Below are 15,989 nucleotides of genomic sequence, written 5' to 3'. Positions count from 1 at the left end.
CGAGATCACCGCAGCAGCCCTCGTCCTGCTCCACCTTCAACGAGGAACCGCCAAATCAGCCTGGTGAGAACACCTCATAGTCAGAGTTCTCAAGCCCTTCGCCAATCTTGACAGGAATCGACTCGCCTGCCACAATCTGCCACTCGTCTAGCCAGGGCAAGTGGCCCCGGCTGGCGATATCGACTGAAATTGATATTGCAAGCGGCTTATCCTTCGACGAGTGCGAAATGAAGACTCTTTTACCTCCCTTCGCCCCCTCATGCCCTCTCGCTTCCACCATCCGGGTAGCCAATAGCGAGTTGACGAAAGCCCATTCCAGCAGTAGGTCGTACGGCTCTTCACTCTCAACAACCCGATTCACGGTTCGGTACAACTCTTGAGCGAGCGCATCTCGTCGCCGAAAGAGCGAGTCGGTATCCACCGGCCTGAGCATCTTCTTCGACACGAGGTGAAACCCACCTCCAAACATGAACGGCGTTTCAGAATACGAGACAACCGCCATCGATTGCCCACCCTCGGTAGAACCGTCATCAACCCATTCATCGTTGTCGTAATAGCCGATCCGCTCCACGCCCGCACCATTGAGCACGACGACCGGTCCCCACTCGTACAGCTCTGTACTCATGGTCCGAAGCGTATCGCCACTCGCGAAGGTGTGAACGAGACGGCTGGCAAATCCGACCTCTCGCTTGGTCCGTGGACCAATCCTTACGCCTTCGCCCCGCGCTGCCACGGCGCGCGACGCCGTCGGGCAGCGTTTACCGGGAGAAACCGGGCGAAACATCGTCTCGGAGACCGGATGGGGGCTTGTGCCGGGCCTGCGCGGGCCGACAGGATCACCGCCATGCGCTTCGACGTCAGGGCCCACGAGCACCCCGGGACACCGGTGCGCCTCGTGGTGCGCCGCGCCGTCGACCTGCGCCTCGTCGCGGGCTGTCTCTGTCGGTAGCCCTGCCCCGGCCCGGCCGCAGCTCGCGCTGACGACCGGTCGATCCGCGCACCTCGCACCTTCACCATCCCGCTCACGCCGTGCCGCTGCAGGCCTCTCGCCCCCGCACGCGGCCTCACGCTCCGAGCGTCTCGCTTCTCTCCCTGCCGCCGGCGTACCCACGACCGGTCGGCTCCCGTACCCGAATCCCTGGAGCTCCCATGCCCCGCACCCTCAGACCCCATGCCCGTCGGCTCGCTCGCACCACCCTGCGAGCCGCCGTGACCGTCGGCCTCACGACGGCGCTCGTGGCCTGCTCGGCTGCGAGCGCCGAGGAGGCCGTCGTCGGCGAGTCGGGCCGGACCGTCCTGCGCTACGACGGCTCGGTCGGCCAGGTGACGTTCCCCGAGCTCGCGGCGGACCTCGGCTACTACGAGAAGGTCGAGCTCGAGTGGGTCGGCGACTCGACGGGTGGCCCGCAGAGCATCCAGGCCGCCGCGACGGGCTCGACCGACTTCGGCGGTGCGTTCAACGGGGCGATCGTCAAGCTCAAGGCCTCGGGCTCGCCCATCACGTCGGTCATCTCCTACTACGGCTCGGACGAGCTGTCGTACGGCGGCTTCTACACGCTCGAAGGGAGCCCGCTGACCGAGCCCAAGGACCTGATCGGCAAGTCGATCGGCGTCAACACCCTGGGCGCGCAGAGCGAGTTCGTCATCCGCGAGTGGCTGACGAGGGGCGGGCTGACCGCGGACGAGATCGACCAGGTCGAGCTCATCGTGGTCCCGCCCGTGAACGCCGAGCAGGTGCTGCGCGAGGGTCAGGTCGACGTCGTCGCGCTGTCCCGCGTCTTCCAGGACAAGGCCCTCGAACGCGGCGGGATCACGCCGCTGTTCAGCGAGCTCTCGCTGTTCGGCGACTTCAGCTACGGCACGTACATCTTCCGCGACGAGTACATCGCGCAGAACCCCGAGGTGGTCGAGGACTTCGTGCAGGGCACCGCGCGGGCCATCCGGTGGTCGCAGGTCACCCCGGTCGAGGAGGTCCGTGCCCGGTTCACGTCCATCATCGAGGGGCGCGGGCGCGGCGAGACCACCGACCTGGTCCCCTACTGGAAGTCCGCGAGCATCACGGCCCCGGGCGGTGTGATCGTCGATGAGGAGATCTCGACGTGGATCGACTGGTTGGTCCGCGAAGGTGAGCTCGAGGAGGGCCAGTTCTCTCCCGAGGACATCTACACCAACGACGACAACCCCTACGCGAACGGGACCTACCCGCAGGACGCCGGCCCCGACGGCGAGCCCGTCGAGGTGTCACCGTGAGCAGCGCGGTGACGGCAGCGCCGGCAGCGACGGCCCTGACCGCCCGCCCCAGCGCGACGGACTCCACGACGACGACGGACTTCCCGGGCTCGACGCCCAAGCTCCGCCTCGAGCACGTGCGCAAGGAGTTCATCGTGCGCGACAGCGCCGGCGGCCGCGGGGCCCGCAAGCGCTTCACGGCCGTCGAGGACTTCACGCTCGACGTCCGGGCGGGCGAGTTCCTGACGGTCGTCGGGCCCTCGGGCTGCGGCAAGTCGACGCTCCTGGACCTGCTGGGCGGGCTCACCGAGCCGACGTCGGGCCGGATCCTCCTCGACGGCTCCCCCGTGACCGGCCCCGGGCTGGACCGCGGCGTGGTCTTCCAGCAGTACGCGCTGCTGCCCTGGCGCTCGGCCCGCGCGAACGTCGAGTTCGGGCTCGAGGCCAAGGGCGTCGGGCGGGCCGCCCGAGCCCGGGTCGCCGACGAGTACCTCGACCTCGTGGGCCTCACGGCCTTCGCGGACCGGTACCCGCACGAGCTCTCGGGCGGCATGAAGCAGCGCGTCGCGATCGCTCGCAGCCTCGCGTTCGACCCCGAGGTTCTCCTGATGGACGAGCCCTTCGCGGCCCTCGACGCGCAGACGCGCGAGTCGCTCCAGGACGAGCTGCTGCGCATCTGGCGCACCACGGGCAAGACGATCGTCTTCATCACGCACGGCATCGAGGAGTCGGTGTACCTCGGCCAACGGGTCGCGGTCATGACGCCTCGCCCGGGGCGCCTGCAGACCGTGATCGACGTGGACCTCGCGGGAGCAGGCGACGCCGGCCGGTCCGGGGACGACAGCCGGACGGACCGCGGTCCGGCGGACCGCTCCGCCGACGACACCGGAGGGGACGTCCGTTCCTCGGCCCTGTTCGGCCGGTACCGGCACGAGGTGTGGAGCGCGCTCCACGGATCGCCCACCCCGGCGCAGGCCGCCGGAGCAGGAACCCACGAGGAGGACGCTCATGTCTAGCACCGCGACCACACCGGCCCGCGTGGCCCCGGTGCCCCCGGCCGAGGACACCGTCGCGTTCGCGGACCCGCCCACGCTGGGACGCCGTCAGGCACTCACGGCCGACGAGGACCCGACGCCCTCGCTCGCGGCCCGCCTGCGCGGCGTCGGCACCCGTGTCCTGCGGGCTTCGGCCGCGATCGTGCTCTTCCTCGTGATCTGGGAGATTGCGCCGCGCGTCGGGCTCGTCGACCGCGTCTTCCTCCCGCCCCTCAGCGCGGTGCTCGAGTCCTTCGGGGAGCTGCTCGTGAGCGGCGAGCTCGGCAAGCACGTCGGGACGAGCCTGACGCGGGCCGGCACGGGCTTCGCGATCGCGGTGCTCCTCGCGATCCCGCTCGGGATCGCGATCGGCTGGTGGGCGGGAGTGGCCCAGTTCCTCGGCCCGTTCCTCGAGCTGTTCCGCAACACCGCAGCCCTGGCGCTGCTCCCCGTGTTCATCCTCATCCTCGGGATCGGCGAGACCTCGAAGATCACGCTCGTCGTCTACGCGTGCTTCTTCCCCATCCTGCTCAACACGATCGCCGGGGTCCGCACGGTCGACCCGCTCCTGGTGAAGTCCGCCCGGTCGCTCGGGCTGCCGCCCGTCCGGCTGTTCCAGAAGGTCGTCCTGCCGGCCGCGGTCCCCACGATCTTCACGGGCATCCGGATGGCCGGGACGAGCTCGATCCTCGTGCTCATCGCGGCCGAGATGGTCGGCGCCAAGGCGGGCCTCGGCTACCTCATCACCTACGCCCAGTTCAACTTCCAGATCACGAACATGTACGCCGGGATCATCGCGATCTCGCTCGTCGGCGTCTCGATCAACGCCGTGCTCGTGGGCCTCGAACGGCACTTCTCGCGCTGGCGCACCACGTGAACAGGGCCCGCGCGTCCTGAGCGACCCGGCGCCGTACGCACGACCGACCTCCCGACCCCGCACCCAAGTCCACCACCACGACCAGAGGACGCACCATGACCCAGCAGCCCCGCCAGCTCAGCCTGAACCTCTTCATCCACCCGGCAGGCCACCACGAGGCGGCCTGGCGCCACCCGGACACCCAGCCCGAGCGCATCTTCACGGCCGACTTCTACACCGAGCTCGCCCGCAAGGCCGAGGCCGCGACGTTCGACGCGGTCTTCTTCGCCGACGGGCCCGTCCTGCACGACGGCATCGAGTTCAACAGCGTCGGGCGGCTCGAGCCGCTGCTCACGCTCGCGTCGATCGCCGCCGCGACCGAGCGGATCGGGCTCATCGCGACGGCCTCGACCACGTTCTACGACCCGTACAACCTGGCGCGTCTCTTCTCGACGCTCGACCACCTGAGCAACGGGCGGGCCGGCTGGAACATCGTGACGACGGCCTCCGAGGACGCGGCCCGCAACTTCGGCCTCGACTCCCACCCGGACCACGTCGAGCGGTACGCCCGGGCGGCCGAGTTCGTCGAGGTCGTCACCCGCCTCTGGGACAGCTGGGAGGACGACGCGGTCCTGATCGACCGGGAGTCGGGCCGTTACGCCGACCCGGCGAAGATCCACGACGTGGCCTTCCGCGGCAAGCACCTGCGGGTCGAGGGCGCGTTCAACGCAGCGCGCTCGCCCCAGGGGCACCCGGTCCTGGTCCAGGCGGGCGCCTCGAACGAGGGGCGCGCGTTCGCGAGCCGCTACGCCGAGGCGATCTTCACGGCCCACCAGCGCCTGGCCGACGCCCAGGCCTTCTACGCCGACATCAAGGCGGGGGCCGAGGCCCTGGGCCGCTCGCGCGACGCGGTCAAGATCCTCCCGGGCATCAGCCCGTTCATCGGCTCGACCGAGGACGAGGCGCGCGCGCTCGAGCGCGAGTTCAACGAGCTCACGGTCCCCGAGTACGGCCTGCGCCAGCTCGAGAAGCTCACCGGGGTCCGCCTCGACCACGCCCAGCTCGACGGCCCCGTCCCGGCCGAGCTCTTCGCGGGCGCGGGCGACGTGACCGACAACTCCCGCAGCCGCCTCCAGGTCGTGGCGGGCATCGTCGAGCGCGAGCAGCCCACGGTCCGCGGGCTGCTCCACCGTCTCGCCGGGGCGCGCGGCCACCGGGTCGTCGCGGGCACGCCTGAGCAGGTCGCCGACACGATCGAGGAGTGGTTCACGCAGGGCGCCGCCGACGGCTTCAACGTCATGCCGCCGTACCTGCCGGGTGGCCTGGACGACTTCGCCGACCACGTCGTGCCGATCCTGCGCGCGCGGGGCCTGTTCCGTACGGAGTACGAGGGCACGACGCTGCGTGACCACTTCGGGCTCGAGCGGCCCGCGAGCCGGTACGCGACACCCGCTGCGGAGCCGGCCGATGCCACGCACGGTGCGAGCGGTGCGCACGAGGCGAGCGACGTCGTCGGGCAGGAGGAGGCCCGGACCGCGGAGCCGGTCCTGGCGTGAGCACGGGCACGAGCGTCCCGCCGGTCAGGTTGGCCTGGACCGTCCACGTCCCCGCCGGGGTCTGGGGCGTGGCCCAGGGCGCGGCGGCACCGGTCGTCGCGCTCGCGGCGCGAGAGCACGGCGCGTCGCTCGGCGCGGCAGGGCTCGTCGTGGCGCTCGCCGGGCTCGGCCAGCTGATCGGCGACCTGCCGGCGGGGCGGCTCGTGTCCCGGTTCGGGGAGCGGCGCTCGATCATCGGGGCGGGCGTCCTGGCCGTGGTCGGCGTGGCGCTGTGCCTGGTCTCGTGGTCGGTGGCCTCGCTCGCGGTGGGAGTGTTCCTCGCGGGCCTGTCCCAGGCCGTGTGGGGCCTCGCGCGCCAGACGTACCTGGCCGAGGCCGTCCCGTTCGCGCGGCGGGCACGCGTCATGTCGACCGTCGCGGCCATGATGCGCGTCGGGTTCCTCGCGGGCCCGATCCTCGGGGCGGCGGCGATCCTCGCCGTCGGGACGAGGGGCGGCTTCGCGGTCCAGCTCGTGGCCGTGTGCGCGACGGCGGTCCTCATGGGCCGTGTGCCCGACGTCGGACGCTCCCCCCGGGCGCCCGGCTCGCCCGGCGACGCGGTCGCCCGGGAGGCGGGGCTGTGGCGCGTGGTCGTCGAGCACCGCCGGCTGCTGCGCACGCTGGGGCTCGGGGCCGCGCTCATGGGGCTCTCGCGCACGGCCCGCACCGTGGTGCTGCCCCTGTGGGCCGACGTCCTGGGCGTCGACGCCGCCACCACGAGCCTCGTCTTCGGGGCCAGCGCGGCGCTCGACGTGATCGTCTCGATCCCCGCGGGGTACCTCATGGACCGGTTCGGGCGGCGTGCCCTCGCGGTCCCGTCGCTGCTGGTCCTCGCCACCGGGTACGTCGGGCTCCCCTGGGCGGGTGGCGTCGCGTCGCTGACCGTCGTGGCACTGGTGCTGGGGCTCGGGAACGGGTTGAGCAACGGCGTCATCATGACGCTCGGAGCGGACGTCGCGCCGCCCGCGCAGCGCGCCGAGTTCTTCGGGGCGTGGCGGCTCATGCACGACGCCGGGGCCTTCGCGGGTCCCCTGGTCGTCGCGGGCACGGCGCTCGTGGCCCCGCTCGGGGCGGCGGCGCTCGTCGTCGGAGCGGCGTCGGCCGCCGGAGGTGCGGTGCTCTGGCGGTACGTGCCCGTGTGGGCGCCGCGGCCGGCCCTGCCGGCGGTCACTTCGTCGACGCTCCCGGAGGAGGCGGTCGAGGTGGCGGTCGAGGCCGTCCCCCGGTGATCCTGGAGACCCGCCCCGCCCGCGGACGGGCCCAGAGAGGACCGAGCCCATGACCGAGGACCGTGCTGCCGTCCCGCCCAGCGACCTCACGCCACGCATCGGGAAGGTCGCCACGCGCGAGCTCGCCCACCACGGGTACACCCGCTACGAGGACCTCACGCGCGCCACGGCCAAGGAGCTGCTCGCGATCCACGGGGTCGGGCCCAAGGCGATCCGGATCCTGGGCGAGGAGCTCGCCGAGCGGGGCTCGCGGTTCCGGGAGGACTGAGCCGGTCGTCGGGGCGCTCGGTCCTGGGCGACGAACCCTCCGGGCTGGGCGGGGTGTCGGCCGAGCAGGTTCGGCTGGGCCGAACCTGCGTTCGCTGAGCAGGACAAGGTCCCGTCCAGCAGAACACCTCCGTGCGGCACTCCCGGCCGCCGCTCGCCGACCGTCGCACCACCGACCGCGCCCGGCCCCTGGGCCTCAGCGCCCCAGGCCCTCCCGGGAACGCGCCAGCTCACCGAGCGTCGCAGCCTGGGCCCCGGTGAACGGCAGGTCGAACACCAGGAGCGCGTGCGCCGCACGGCCGACCAGCAACTCGACGCGCTCCTCCTGGTCCTCGATCGCGCACTCCTCGGCGGAGAACGCGATGTCGAGCTCGGTCGCCTGCCTGTCGATCCCGAGGTTCAGGACACCGTCGCGCACCTCGTCCCCGTCCTCCGCCTCGTCGTCCCACTCGGCCTGCGACAGAACGACGACCGCGACGAGACCCAGCACGTCAGGTCGTTCGACGACGCTCCCGAGGGCCGCGTAGAGCCGCTTGCTCGCCTCGATACCTGCTCCGGTCCACCCGTCGACGGCCTCGACCGGCGCTCCCTGCTCGGCGGCGATCGACGACGCGTCGACGTCGACCCACCCGTACTCGGGGTCGAGGTGGAACATCTGGGCAGCGGGGTCGTCCGCGACGCTCGGCCACGCCTTCTGGCGCCGCGTGCTCAGGCTCACGAGCACGTCCTTCCAGATCATGCGGTGGAGGGGGTCCTTCCACTTCTCGACGTCCCACCGGTCGCCCAGATACCCCTCGGGGTCAGGGGTCTCGTAGGGCGCGACGGCAGGCGAGGAGTCGTACGAGCGCAGGTAGGACGGGTCGGTAACGACGCGCGAGACGGCCTCGGGACCAGCCACGATCACCGCGTCCACGGTCCGCAGGAAGCGACGGCGCGCGAACGGGCGGTCCGGGCCCGTGAACGGGGCCTCGCCCGCGAAGCGGGCCACGGCCTCGGTGTCGAGCAGGTCGTAGGCCCGCGCGAGCTGGACCTTGGCCTTCGCGAGCAGCTTCGGGTCCATGGTCGCCGCGGCCTGGAGCCATGCCTGGGTGCTCGACGGCGTCACGCGCCCGCCGTACGGAGCCAGGACGGTCCACAGCTCGTCCCACGAGGACGGGTCGGACTTCTTGCGGAACAGCGAACCGAACAGCGACATCTGGGGGTCCTCACGTGAGCCGGGATCGGCGAGAAGCGTAGCCGGACCACGGCGGCGAGCGCCGCCGTCGGGCACGGTGCGGGCGACGTGGCCAGGTGCGCGGCACCGGCGCGGAAACGACCCGACGGTGGGGCTCCGGTCGGAGCCGCTCGCGCTCAGGCGCTGACGACCTGGATGACCTCGGTGTCGTCGTGCATGCGCGCGAGCGCGGAGACCACGGGAGGCTTGGGCACCGGGGGCTGCGCCTTGACGCCCGTGCTCTTGCTGCGTCGCGGGCGCGTCGGCACCGCGACGCCGAGCGACTTGAAGACCTTGCGCAGCTCGGCCTCGGTCCAGCCCGCGGCGAGCGCCTCGGAGAACGTCGCAGCGTAGGCGCGCTCGGCCTCGTCGAGCTGGGCGCGGGCGACCGCGACCTGCTCGGCCCGCTCGGCGAGGGCGCGACCTGCGGCCATGCGCTGCTCGAGGAGGTCGCGCAGCTGCGACTCGTACATGGTGGCGGTCTCGTCGGCGCTCATGACCCCAACCTACGGCCTGACCTGCACGGTCGCCAGGATCGCGAGGTGATCCGTGCCGGAGATCGCGATGGCTCCGACGTCGTCGACACGCATGCCCTGGTCGACGACCACGTGGTCCAGGTCGACGAGCGGCGGATAGCGTCGGCCGGCGGGCCACGACAGGCTCACGCCCTGCCCCGCGAGGCGGGTCGCGTCGGCGAAGCGCCCGCCCAGGAGGTCACGGAACGCCGAGTGGTCGAAGGTCGCGTTGAAGTCACCGAGCAGGATCTGCGGCGCGGGGTCGGCGTGCGCCGCGTCGCGCAGCAGCGCGAGGTCGCCCGTCCACAGGTCGACGTCCCCGGGTGTGGGCGGGTGCGGGTGGACGGCCGTGACGCGGACCGAGGTCCCGTCGACCTCGACGACGGCGCTCGGCTGGTGGAAGCGGCTCGCCACGCCCTCGCGCTCGTCGGTCAGCGGGGTCGCGCTCCACATCCCGCTGCCCGCCGCTCCCTCGGTCGGGTGGGTCGCGGTCCACGAGTACGGCAGCACGTCCTCGATCCCGGCTGCCACGAGCTCGGCCTCGAACTCCTCGCTCAGCTCGACCACGCTCAACAGCCCGACCTCCTGCTCGCGGACGGCCTCGACGACCGCCCGGGCGTCCGCACGCCCGTAGAGGACGTTGGCCGCCATGACACGCAGGGTCCCGTCCGCACCGGGCGCAATGCCCGGACCCGGCACGAAGAACGGCACGAGCCACACCGCGTGCGCGACGACGAGCACCCCCGCGGTCGCGCTGAGCACCCACCGCCGCCGGCTCAACGAGAGCAGCAGCACCACGAGCGCCGCGAGGGCCACCCATGGCGTGAAGGACACGAGCTGGGCGAGGGGCGTGACGTCATCGAACCCCAGGGCGCGGGCGAGCGTGAGCGCACCCACCCCGACGAGGCACGACGACAGCAGGACCGTCCACACGACACCGCCCACGCGACGCGTCCGCGACGGCGTGCGCGCTGCCGCGCGTGCCGGGGCGCTCACGGGGCGACCTGCACCGTGACGGCGAGCGCGCGGTGGTCCGACCCCGGGACCACGAGCGACTCGAGGTCGTCGACCCGCATGCCCTCGTCGACCACGACGTGGTCGAGGTCGAGGAACGTCGGCACCCGTTCCCCCACGGGCCACGACAGGTTCAGGCCGCGCCCGGCCGTGCGCGTCGCGTCGTGGAACCGGTCGCCCAGGACGGCGCGGAACGACGCGTGGTCGTACGTCGAGTTGAAGTCGCCCAGGAGCACCTGCGGCAGGGGCTCGTCGTGGGCACGGCGGGCGAGGTCCGCCATCTCCTGGTGCCACACGCCCGTGATCTCGGGGAGCGGCGGGACCGGATGGACGGCGGTCACGCGAACGGGCGTGCCGTCCACGTCGACCGTGGCTGCGGGCATGGCGAACGTGCTCCACTCTGTCGTGTCGGGGTCGGTCAGCGCTGTCTTGCTCCACAGGCCGCTCCCGGGCGAGCCGGTGCCCACCTTGGCGTCGACGTGATGCGGCATGACCGCCTCGAGCCCTGCGGACTCGAGGCGGTCGTGGAAGTCGGCCGTGAGCTCGACGACCGCGAGCACGTCGGCCTCCTGGTCGCGAACCATCCGCACCACGGCGGCGGCGTCCGCCTGCCCGAAGTACGCGTTGACCGTCAGGACCCGCAGCGTGCCCTGGGCGTCTGCCTCGATGCCCTGCCCGGGCACGAAGAAGGGCGCGACCCACGCGACCTGGACCACGAGCGCGACCGCGCACAGGATCGCAAGGAAGCGGCGCCGCAGGACCAGGGCCGTCGCCGCCACCAGCAGCGCGAGCGGGACGACCCACGGCGTCACGCCGACGACCTGCGCGAGGGGCGTGACGCCGTCGTACGGCACGGCACGTACGAGCGTCATGGCCAGGACCAGCCCGCCCACGACCCACAGCACCAGCCCGACGGCGCGCCCACCGGGACGACGTCGGGCTGCGGGGGCGGGGGTGGGGCCGACGGGCGGGGTGGTCGGTGAGGACGGTGACTCGGCCGTCGAGGCGGCGATCTCCCCCGTGGTGCGGCTGTCCCCTGTCATGCAGCGACCCTATCGACCGGTTCGCACGGTTCTGGGCCGGTCGGCCCCCGCCGGTGCGGGAGCCCGGTGCAGCACACGGAGGGATCCTGTGAACGACACTCTCGGCGAGGGGTTCGCCGCGAGATGCGGCCAACGGGGGTCGGAACCCGTCCTGGACCCCCGTTGGCCGCAACTCGCGAAGGCCCGCCGTGGTGGAGACGCACGAAGGGCGAGCGCACGGTCGCGAAGACCGCGCACTCGCCCCTCGGGTCGGACGACTAGCCGAAGATCCCCGGCAGCGTCGCGCGGAAGACCTGGTCGGCCTCGCTCAGCGGGATCGTGAAGATGCCCTCGATCTCGAGCGACTCACCGGTCTCGGCGACCTCGGCCGGCTCGGTGCCGGTCACGCCGATCTTGAGGACGGGCACGCCGCGGGCGACGCACGCGTCGACGAGCTTGGTCTCCTCGCTGCGCGGCACGGCGACGAGCGCGCGGGCCGTGGACTCGGAGAACAGGGCCTCGAACGGGGTCACACCGTCGCGGGTCGCGAGGGCGTCGATCGACACCTTGGCGCCGGTCCCGAACCGCAGCGACGCCTCGAGCAGGCCCTGGACCAGGCCACCCTCGGAGAGGTCGTGCGCGGCGGAGACCAGGTGGTCGCGGCTCGCGTTGACGAGGACCTCGGCCAGGGCGCGCTCGGCCGCGAGGTCGAGCTGCGGGGGAACGCCGCCGAGGTGCTGGTGGACGACGTCGGCCCATGCGGAGCCGTCGAGCTCGGCGCGGGTCGTGCCGAGGAGGTAGATGGCCTCCCCCGCCTCGCGCCAGCCGGACCCGGTGGCGTGCGCGACGTCGTCGAGCACGCCGAGGACGCCGACGACCGGCGTCGGGTGGATCGACGAGTCGATCTGCCCGGGCTCTCCCGTGCCGTTGTAGAGCGAGACGTTGCCGCCCGTGACGGGGACGCCGAGGGTCTGGCACGCGTCGGCCAGGCCTTCGATGGCCTCGACGAGCTGCCACATCGAGTCGGGGTCCTCGGGCGAGCCGAAGTTGAGGCAGTCGGTGATGGCGAGCGGGCGCGCGCCGGTCGTGGCGACGTTGCGGTACGCCTCGGCGAGCGCGAGCTGGGCGCCCGTGCGCGGGTCGAGCTTGGCGTAGCGGCCGTTGGCGTCGGTCGCGAGCGCGACCCCGAGGCCCGTGGTCTCGTCGACACGGATCACGCCGCCGTCGTCGGGCTGGGCGAGGGCCGTGTTGCCCTGGACGAAGCGGTCGTACTGGTTGGTGACCCACTCCTTGGACGCGAGGTTGGGCGAGCCGAGCAGGCGCAGCGCGGTTGCGCGGAGCTCGTCGGCCGTCTCGGGACGAGCGAATCGCGCGGCGCCCTCACCCGTCGAGATGCTGTCCGCGTTGAGGCCGTCCATCCACGTGGGGCGTGCGTAGGGGCGGTGGTAGGTGGGGCCCTCGTGCGCCACGGACTTGGGGTCCACGTCCACGATGCGCTCGCCCTGGTGGTCGATCGTGAGGCGACCCGTGCCCGTGACCTCGCCGATGACCGAGGTCTCGACGTCCCACTTGCCCGTGATCGCGAGGAACTCGTCGAGCTTGTCGGGAGCGACGACGGCCATCATGCGCTCCTGCGACTCCGACATGAGGATCTCGCCCGCGTTGAGCGACGGGTCGCGCAGCAGGACCGAGTCGAGCTCGACGTGCATGCCGCCGTCACCGTTGGACGCGAGCTCCGACGTGGCGCACGAGATGCCGGCCGCGCCGAGGTCCTGGATGCCCTCGACGACGCGTGCCGCGTAGAGCTCGAGGCAGCACTCGATGAGGACCTTCTCCATGAAGGGGTCGCCGACCTGGACCGAGGGGCGCTTGGCGGGCACGCCGTCCTCGAAGGTCTCGGACGCGAGGATCGAGGCGCCACCGATGCCGTCGCCGCCGGTGCGCGCACCGAACAGGACGACCTTGTTGCCCACGCCCGAGGCGTTGGCGAGGTGGATGTCCTCGTGGCGCAGCACGCCGATACACAGCGCGTTGACGAGGGGGTTGCCCTGGTACGAGGAGTCGAAGACGAGCTCGCCACCGATGTTCGGCAGGCCGAGGGAGTTGCCGTAGCCGCCGACGCCCGACACGACGCCGTGCACGACGCGCGCCGTGTCCGGGTGGTCGACCGCACCGAAGCGGAGCTGGTCCATGACGGCCACGGGACGCGCGCCCATCGAGATGATGTCGCGGACGATCCCGCCGACGCCCGTCGCAGCACCCTGGTAGGGCTCGACGAAGCTCGGGTGGTTGTGGGACTCGACCTTGAACGTCACGGCCCAGCCGTCACCGATGTCGACGACGCCCGCGTTCTCGCCGATGCCGACGAGGAGGTGCTTCTTCATCTCGTCGGTCGTCTTCTTGCCGAACGTGCTCAGGTGCACCTTGGACGACTTGTAGGAGCAGTGCTCCGACCACATGACGGAGTACATCGCGAGCTCGGCAGCCGTGGGGCGTCGCCCGAGGATGTCGCGGATGCGCTGGTACTCGTCCGGCTTGAGGCCGAGCTCCGCGAAGGGCTGCGCCTCGTCGGGGGTGGCGGCTGCGCGCTCGACCGTGTCGAGGTGCGGCCGGTGCTCGGAGGTCGCTGCGGCGGGCGTCGGGGCGTTGCTGGGGGCGGTCATCGAATCCCTCGGGGTGGCGTGCCAGCCGGCGCGTTTCGACGAGCGAGTCATCGGGGAGGCGACCGGCACGGGGCTGCACAGGTGCGGCCAGTTTACCGGGGGTTGGGGGCGGCGCGGTCGGGCGTCCACGAACGCGTTCCTGGAGGTGCGGGTAGGCCCGTGGGCTGCGCGGATGCGCTCGCCTCGGGCGGTGAGGACCGGGTGCGCGGGGGGCCGGGGCTGCGGCGGGGTTAGCCTCGCACGGTGACCTCGACCGTTCGCCGCCCTCGTTCGCGCCCCGCCCTCGTCGGGGCGGCGCTGGTGGCCTGCCTGCTGGTGGGCTGCACCGGGCCCGACGGCGCCGCTCCCGTCCCCGGGTCGTCCTCGCCTGCCGAGGGGGTTCCCTCTGACGGGCCCCCTGGCGATCCGGATCTCGAGCCCGCTGCGCCGGCCATGACGACGCACTCCCTCACGGCCGACGGGATCGAGCTGTTGCTGTCGGTGCCGGTCGGGGCTGCGCCCGGCGGGGCCGAGGGAGAGAGCGGTGCGCCGGCCGCGGCGGACGACATTGCCGACGGGGTTGCCGGGGCCGACGGGGCTGCCGGTGAGCCGGCCGAGGCGGCCGAGGCGGGCGATCCGGCAGGGACCGGTACGGCGGCCCCCGGGCAGGTAACACCGGTGACCGTGACCTCCGACGAGGACGGGTCGAGCCGGGTCTCGTTCGGACTCTCGGCCTCGGCGGCCGGGACGGGGTCCGGCTCCGACAGCGGTGGCGACAGCGACAACGGCACAGCGACCGGCACGACGGACGGCGCGACCGCCACCGCGACGCTCGACCTCGTCTCCCCCGCCGACGGTTCGCTGCTCCGCAACGGCGACGGCAGCATCAGCGTGCTCGACGCGGCGGGCACGCCGCTCGGCGGGCTGTCGGCGCCGGAGGCGACGGAACCGTCCGGATCCACGCTCCGCGCAGGAGTCGTGGTCGTGGCGCCGACCCGCGCGGAGGTGCGGGTCAAGGCTGCGGGGGTGACGCCGTCGGGCACGGCGGGGACCACCGCGAGCACCCCGCCCGACGACGTGACCGTGACGACCTGGCTCGGCGCGCAGGGCGTGCGCAGCGCGACCTGGGGGAACCGCGAGGGCGGGCGCTCGCTCGCGGTGGACCCGACGCCGTGGGCGCGGCAGTCGGGCCTGGTGGGCGAGGAGACCGCGTGGGCGCAGCTCGTCGCGAGCGAGCCCGAGGCGGACTCGTCGACCATGCGCGACCAGTTCGACTGCCACGCGCTGGGCGCGACCGACAAGAAGACGTGGAACCTCGAGCCGTGGCGGCCCGACGTCGGGTTCCTCGCGACGGTCGCGGCGCGCTGCAACCCGACGTCGTAGTCCTGGGTGCCGAGCACGAGGTTGCGGACGATATCCAGCGGATTCCGCCCGCAACCTCGTGCTCGACCGGTCGCAACCTCGTGTTCGGCGCCGAGGGCCCTAGCATCGGCGGATGCTCTCCGACCTGCCTCCCCTCTCGCTCCTGCTCGACGCGGCCGCGGCCTGGTCCGCCTCGACCGGAGGTGGCGGGGTCCGGCTCGTCGAGGAATGGGTCTGGCCCCACGGCCAGTCCCGCGTCGCGCGCGTGCGGACGGGGGCGGGTGACGTCGTCGTGAAGTGGGAGCGCTCGGCGCGCAACGTGGAGCGCGAGGTCGAGGCCCTGCGGCGGTACGTCCGCGTGCTGGGGGACGACGCCGGTCAGCTGCTCGCGGCCGACATGGACGCGCACGTGCTGGTGATGACGCACGTGCCCGGGACGCTCGCCGCCGGTGCGGCATCCCTCGCCCCGGACGTCCACCGGCAGGCGGGCACGCTGCTCGCGCGGCTGCACGCGAGCGCCCCGGCCGTGCCCGACGAGGGCTACGGCGAACGCCTCCTCACCGAGCTCGACGAGAAGGTCGCTGCGCACGCCGACCTCGTCGACGCGGCGGACCTCGTGCGGCTGCGCGAGGTCGCGGCGCCCGTGGCCGGCGTGCGGTCCGTGCGGCTCGTGCCCGCGCACCGCGACTTCGGTCCGCGCAACTGGCTGGTCGACGCGGCGGGGCACGTGCGCGTGATCGACTTCGCGCACTCCGAGCCCTCGCCGTGGGCCGTGGACCTGCAGAAGCTCACGATGCGCGAGTGGCGGGGCCGCGCTGACCTGGAGGCGGCGTTCCTCGAGGGCTACGGACGCGTGCCCGACGACGAGGATCGCCTCGTGCTGCGCGCGTACGTCGCGCTCTCGGCGCTCGCGACCATCGCGTGGTCGGTCGCGCACGACGACCCGGGGTTCGAGGCCGAGGCCAGGTCGGTGCTCGCGGAGCTCGTGGCGGGCTGACCGGTCGGCCTTCT

General features: G+C 72.6%; 14 protein-coding genes. 8 read left to right on the top strand and 6 right to left on the bottom strand.

The window, feature by feature from the left end; genetic code table 11:
- Nucleotides 1-55: 55 nt before the first annotated feature.
- Nucleotides 56-625 carry a toll/interleukin-1 receptor domain-containing protein gene (locus tag H9641_RS17115; RefSeq protein ID WP_191805626.1) on the bottom strand — a complete coding sequence of 190 codons (570 nt, stop codon included), beginning with the start codon at nt 623-625 and terminating at the stop codon, nt 56-58.
- A gap of 584 nt (nt 626-1,209) precedes the next feature.
- Between H9641_RS17115 and H9641_RS17110 the strand changes: the two genes are divergently transcribed.
- The 6 genes from H9641_RS17110 to H9641_RS17085 all read left to right on the top strand — a co-directional run bounded on the left by H9641_RS17110 (nt 1,210) and on the right by H9641_RS17085 (nt 7,211).
- Nucleotides 1,210-2,250, top strand: a complete 1,041-nt coding sequence (locus tag H9641_RS17110) for an ABC transporter substrate-binding protein (protein ID WP_318244660.1) — start codon at nt 1,210-1,212, stop codon at nt 2,248-2,250.
- A 35-nt stretch (nt 2,251-2,285) separates the two neighbouring features.
- Nucleotides 2,286-3,245, top strand: a complete 960-nt coding sequence (locus tag H9641_RS17105; RefSeq protein ID WP_191805637.1) for an ABC transporter ATP-binding protein — start codon at nt 2,286-2,288, stop codon at nt 3,243-3,245.
- Nucleotides 3,238-4,140: an ABC transporter permease gene (locus H9641_RS17100; protein WP_191805624.1), complete on the top strand. Its 903-nt coding sequence runs from the start codon at nt 3,238-3,240 to the stop codon at nt 4,138-4,140. The genes H9641_RS17105 and H9641_RS17100 overlap by 8 nt, the downstream gene beginning before the upstream one ends.
- Nucleotides 4,141-4,235: 95 nt before the next feature.
- A complete protein-coding gene (locus tag H9641_RS17095; RefSeq protein ID WP_191805623.1) occupies nt 4,236-5,675 on the top strand; it encodes an LLM class flavin-dependent oxidoreductase in 1,440 nt (479 codons plus the stop codon).
- Nucleotides 5,672-6,943 (top strand): MFS transporter, encoded by a 1,272-nt coding sequence (locus H9641_RS17090; RefSeq protein WP_191805622.1) that lies wholly within the window; start codon nt 5,672-5,674, stop codon nt 6,941-6,943. Before H9641_RS17095 ends, H9641_RS17090 begins: the two co-directional genes overlap by 4 nt.
- A 49-nt stretch (nt 6,944-6,992) precedes the next feature.
- Nucleotides 6,993-7,211: a helix-hairpin-helix domain-containing protein gene (locus H9641_RS17085; RefSeq protein ID WP_191805621.1), complete on the top strand. Its 219-nt coding sequence runs from the start codon at nt 6,993-6,995 to the stop codon at nt 7,209-7,211.
- A 195-nt stretch (nt 7,212-7,406) separates the two neighbouring features.
- Here H9641_RS17085 and H9641_RS17080 read toward each other — a convergent pair whose 3' ends face one another.
- From H9641_RS17080 to purL, 5 genes are all read right to left on the bottom strand, one after another.
- On the bottom strand, nt 7,407-8,405 hold the full coding sequence (locus H9641_RS17080; protein ID WP_191805620.1) for a hypothetical protein: 999 nt from the start codon (nt 8,403-8,405) through the stop codon (nt 7,407-7,409).
- Between the two features lie 155 nt (nt 8,406-8,560).
- Nucleotides 8,561-8,920: a hypothetical protein gene (locus tag H9641_RS17075; RefSeq protein WP_191805619.1), complete on the bottom strand. Its 360-nt coding sequence runs from the start codon at nt 8,918-8,920 to the stop codon at nt 8,561-8,563.
- A gap of 9 nt (nt 8,921-8,929) precedes the next feature.
- Nucleotides 8,930-9,934, bottom strand: coding sequence for an endonuclease/exonuclease/phosphatase family protein (locus tag H9641_RS17070; RefSeq protein WP_191805618.1), 1,005 nt, complete (start codon nt 9,932-9,934; stop codon nt 8,930-8,932).
- A complete protein-coding gene (locus tag H9641_RS17065; RefSeq protein ID WP_191805617.1) occupies nt 9,931-10,995 on the bottom strand; it encodes an endonuclease/exonuclease/phosphatase family protein in 1,065 nt (354 codons plus the stop codon). Before H9641_RS17065 ends, H9641_RS17070 begins: the two co-directional genes overlap by 4 nt.
- 257 nt (nt 10,996-11,252) lie before the next feature.
- Entirely contained in the window at nt 11,253-13,637 is a 2,385-nt protein-coding gene (gene purL, locus H9641_RS17060) for a phosphoribosylformylglycinamidine synthase subunit PurL (RefSeq protein WP_191805616.1), read from the bottom strand.
- Nucleotides 13,638-13,880: 243 nt separating this feature from the next.
- Here purL and H9641_RS17055 point away from each other — a divergent pair, with 243 nt between their 5' ends.
- Together H9641_RS17055 and H9641_RS17050 are read left to right on the top strand one after the other, a co-directional pair.
- Nucleotides 13,881-14,999: a DUF2599 domain-containing protein gene (locus tag H9641_RS17055; RefSeq protein ID WP_318244659.1), complete on the top strand. Its 1,119-nt coding sequence runs from the start codon at nt 13,881-13,883 to the stop codon at nt 14,997-14,999.
- A 112-nt stretch (nt 15,000-15,111) separates the two neighbouring features.
- On the top strand, nt 15,112-15,975 hold the full coding sequence (locus H9641_RS17050) for an aminoglycoside phosphotransferase family protein (protein WP_191805615.1): 864 nt from the start codon (nt 15,112-15,114) through the stop codon (nt 15,973-15,975).
- The last annotated feature ends 14 nt before the right edge of the window (nt 15,976-15,989 follow it).

Source organism: Oerskovia merdavium (assembly GCF_014836755.1).
GTDB lineage: Bacteria > Actinomycetota > Actinomycetes > Actinomycetales > Cellulomonadaceae > Oerskovia > Oerskovia merdavium.
This window is presented reverse-complemented; position numbering and strand designations above follow the sequence as displayed.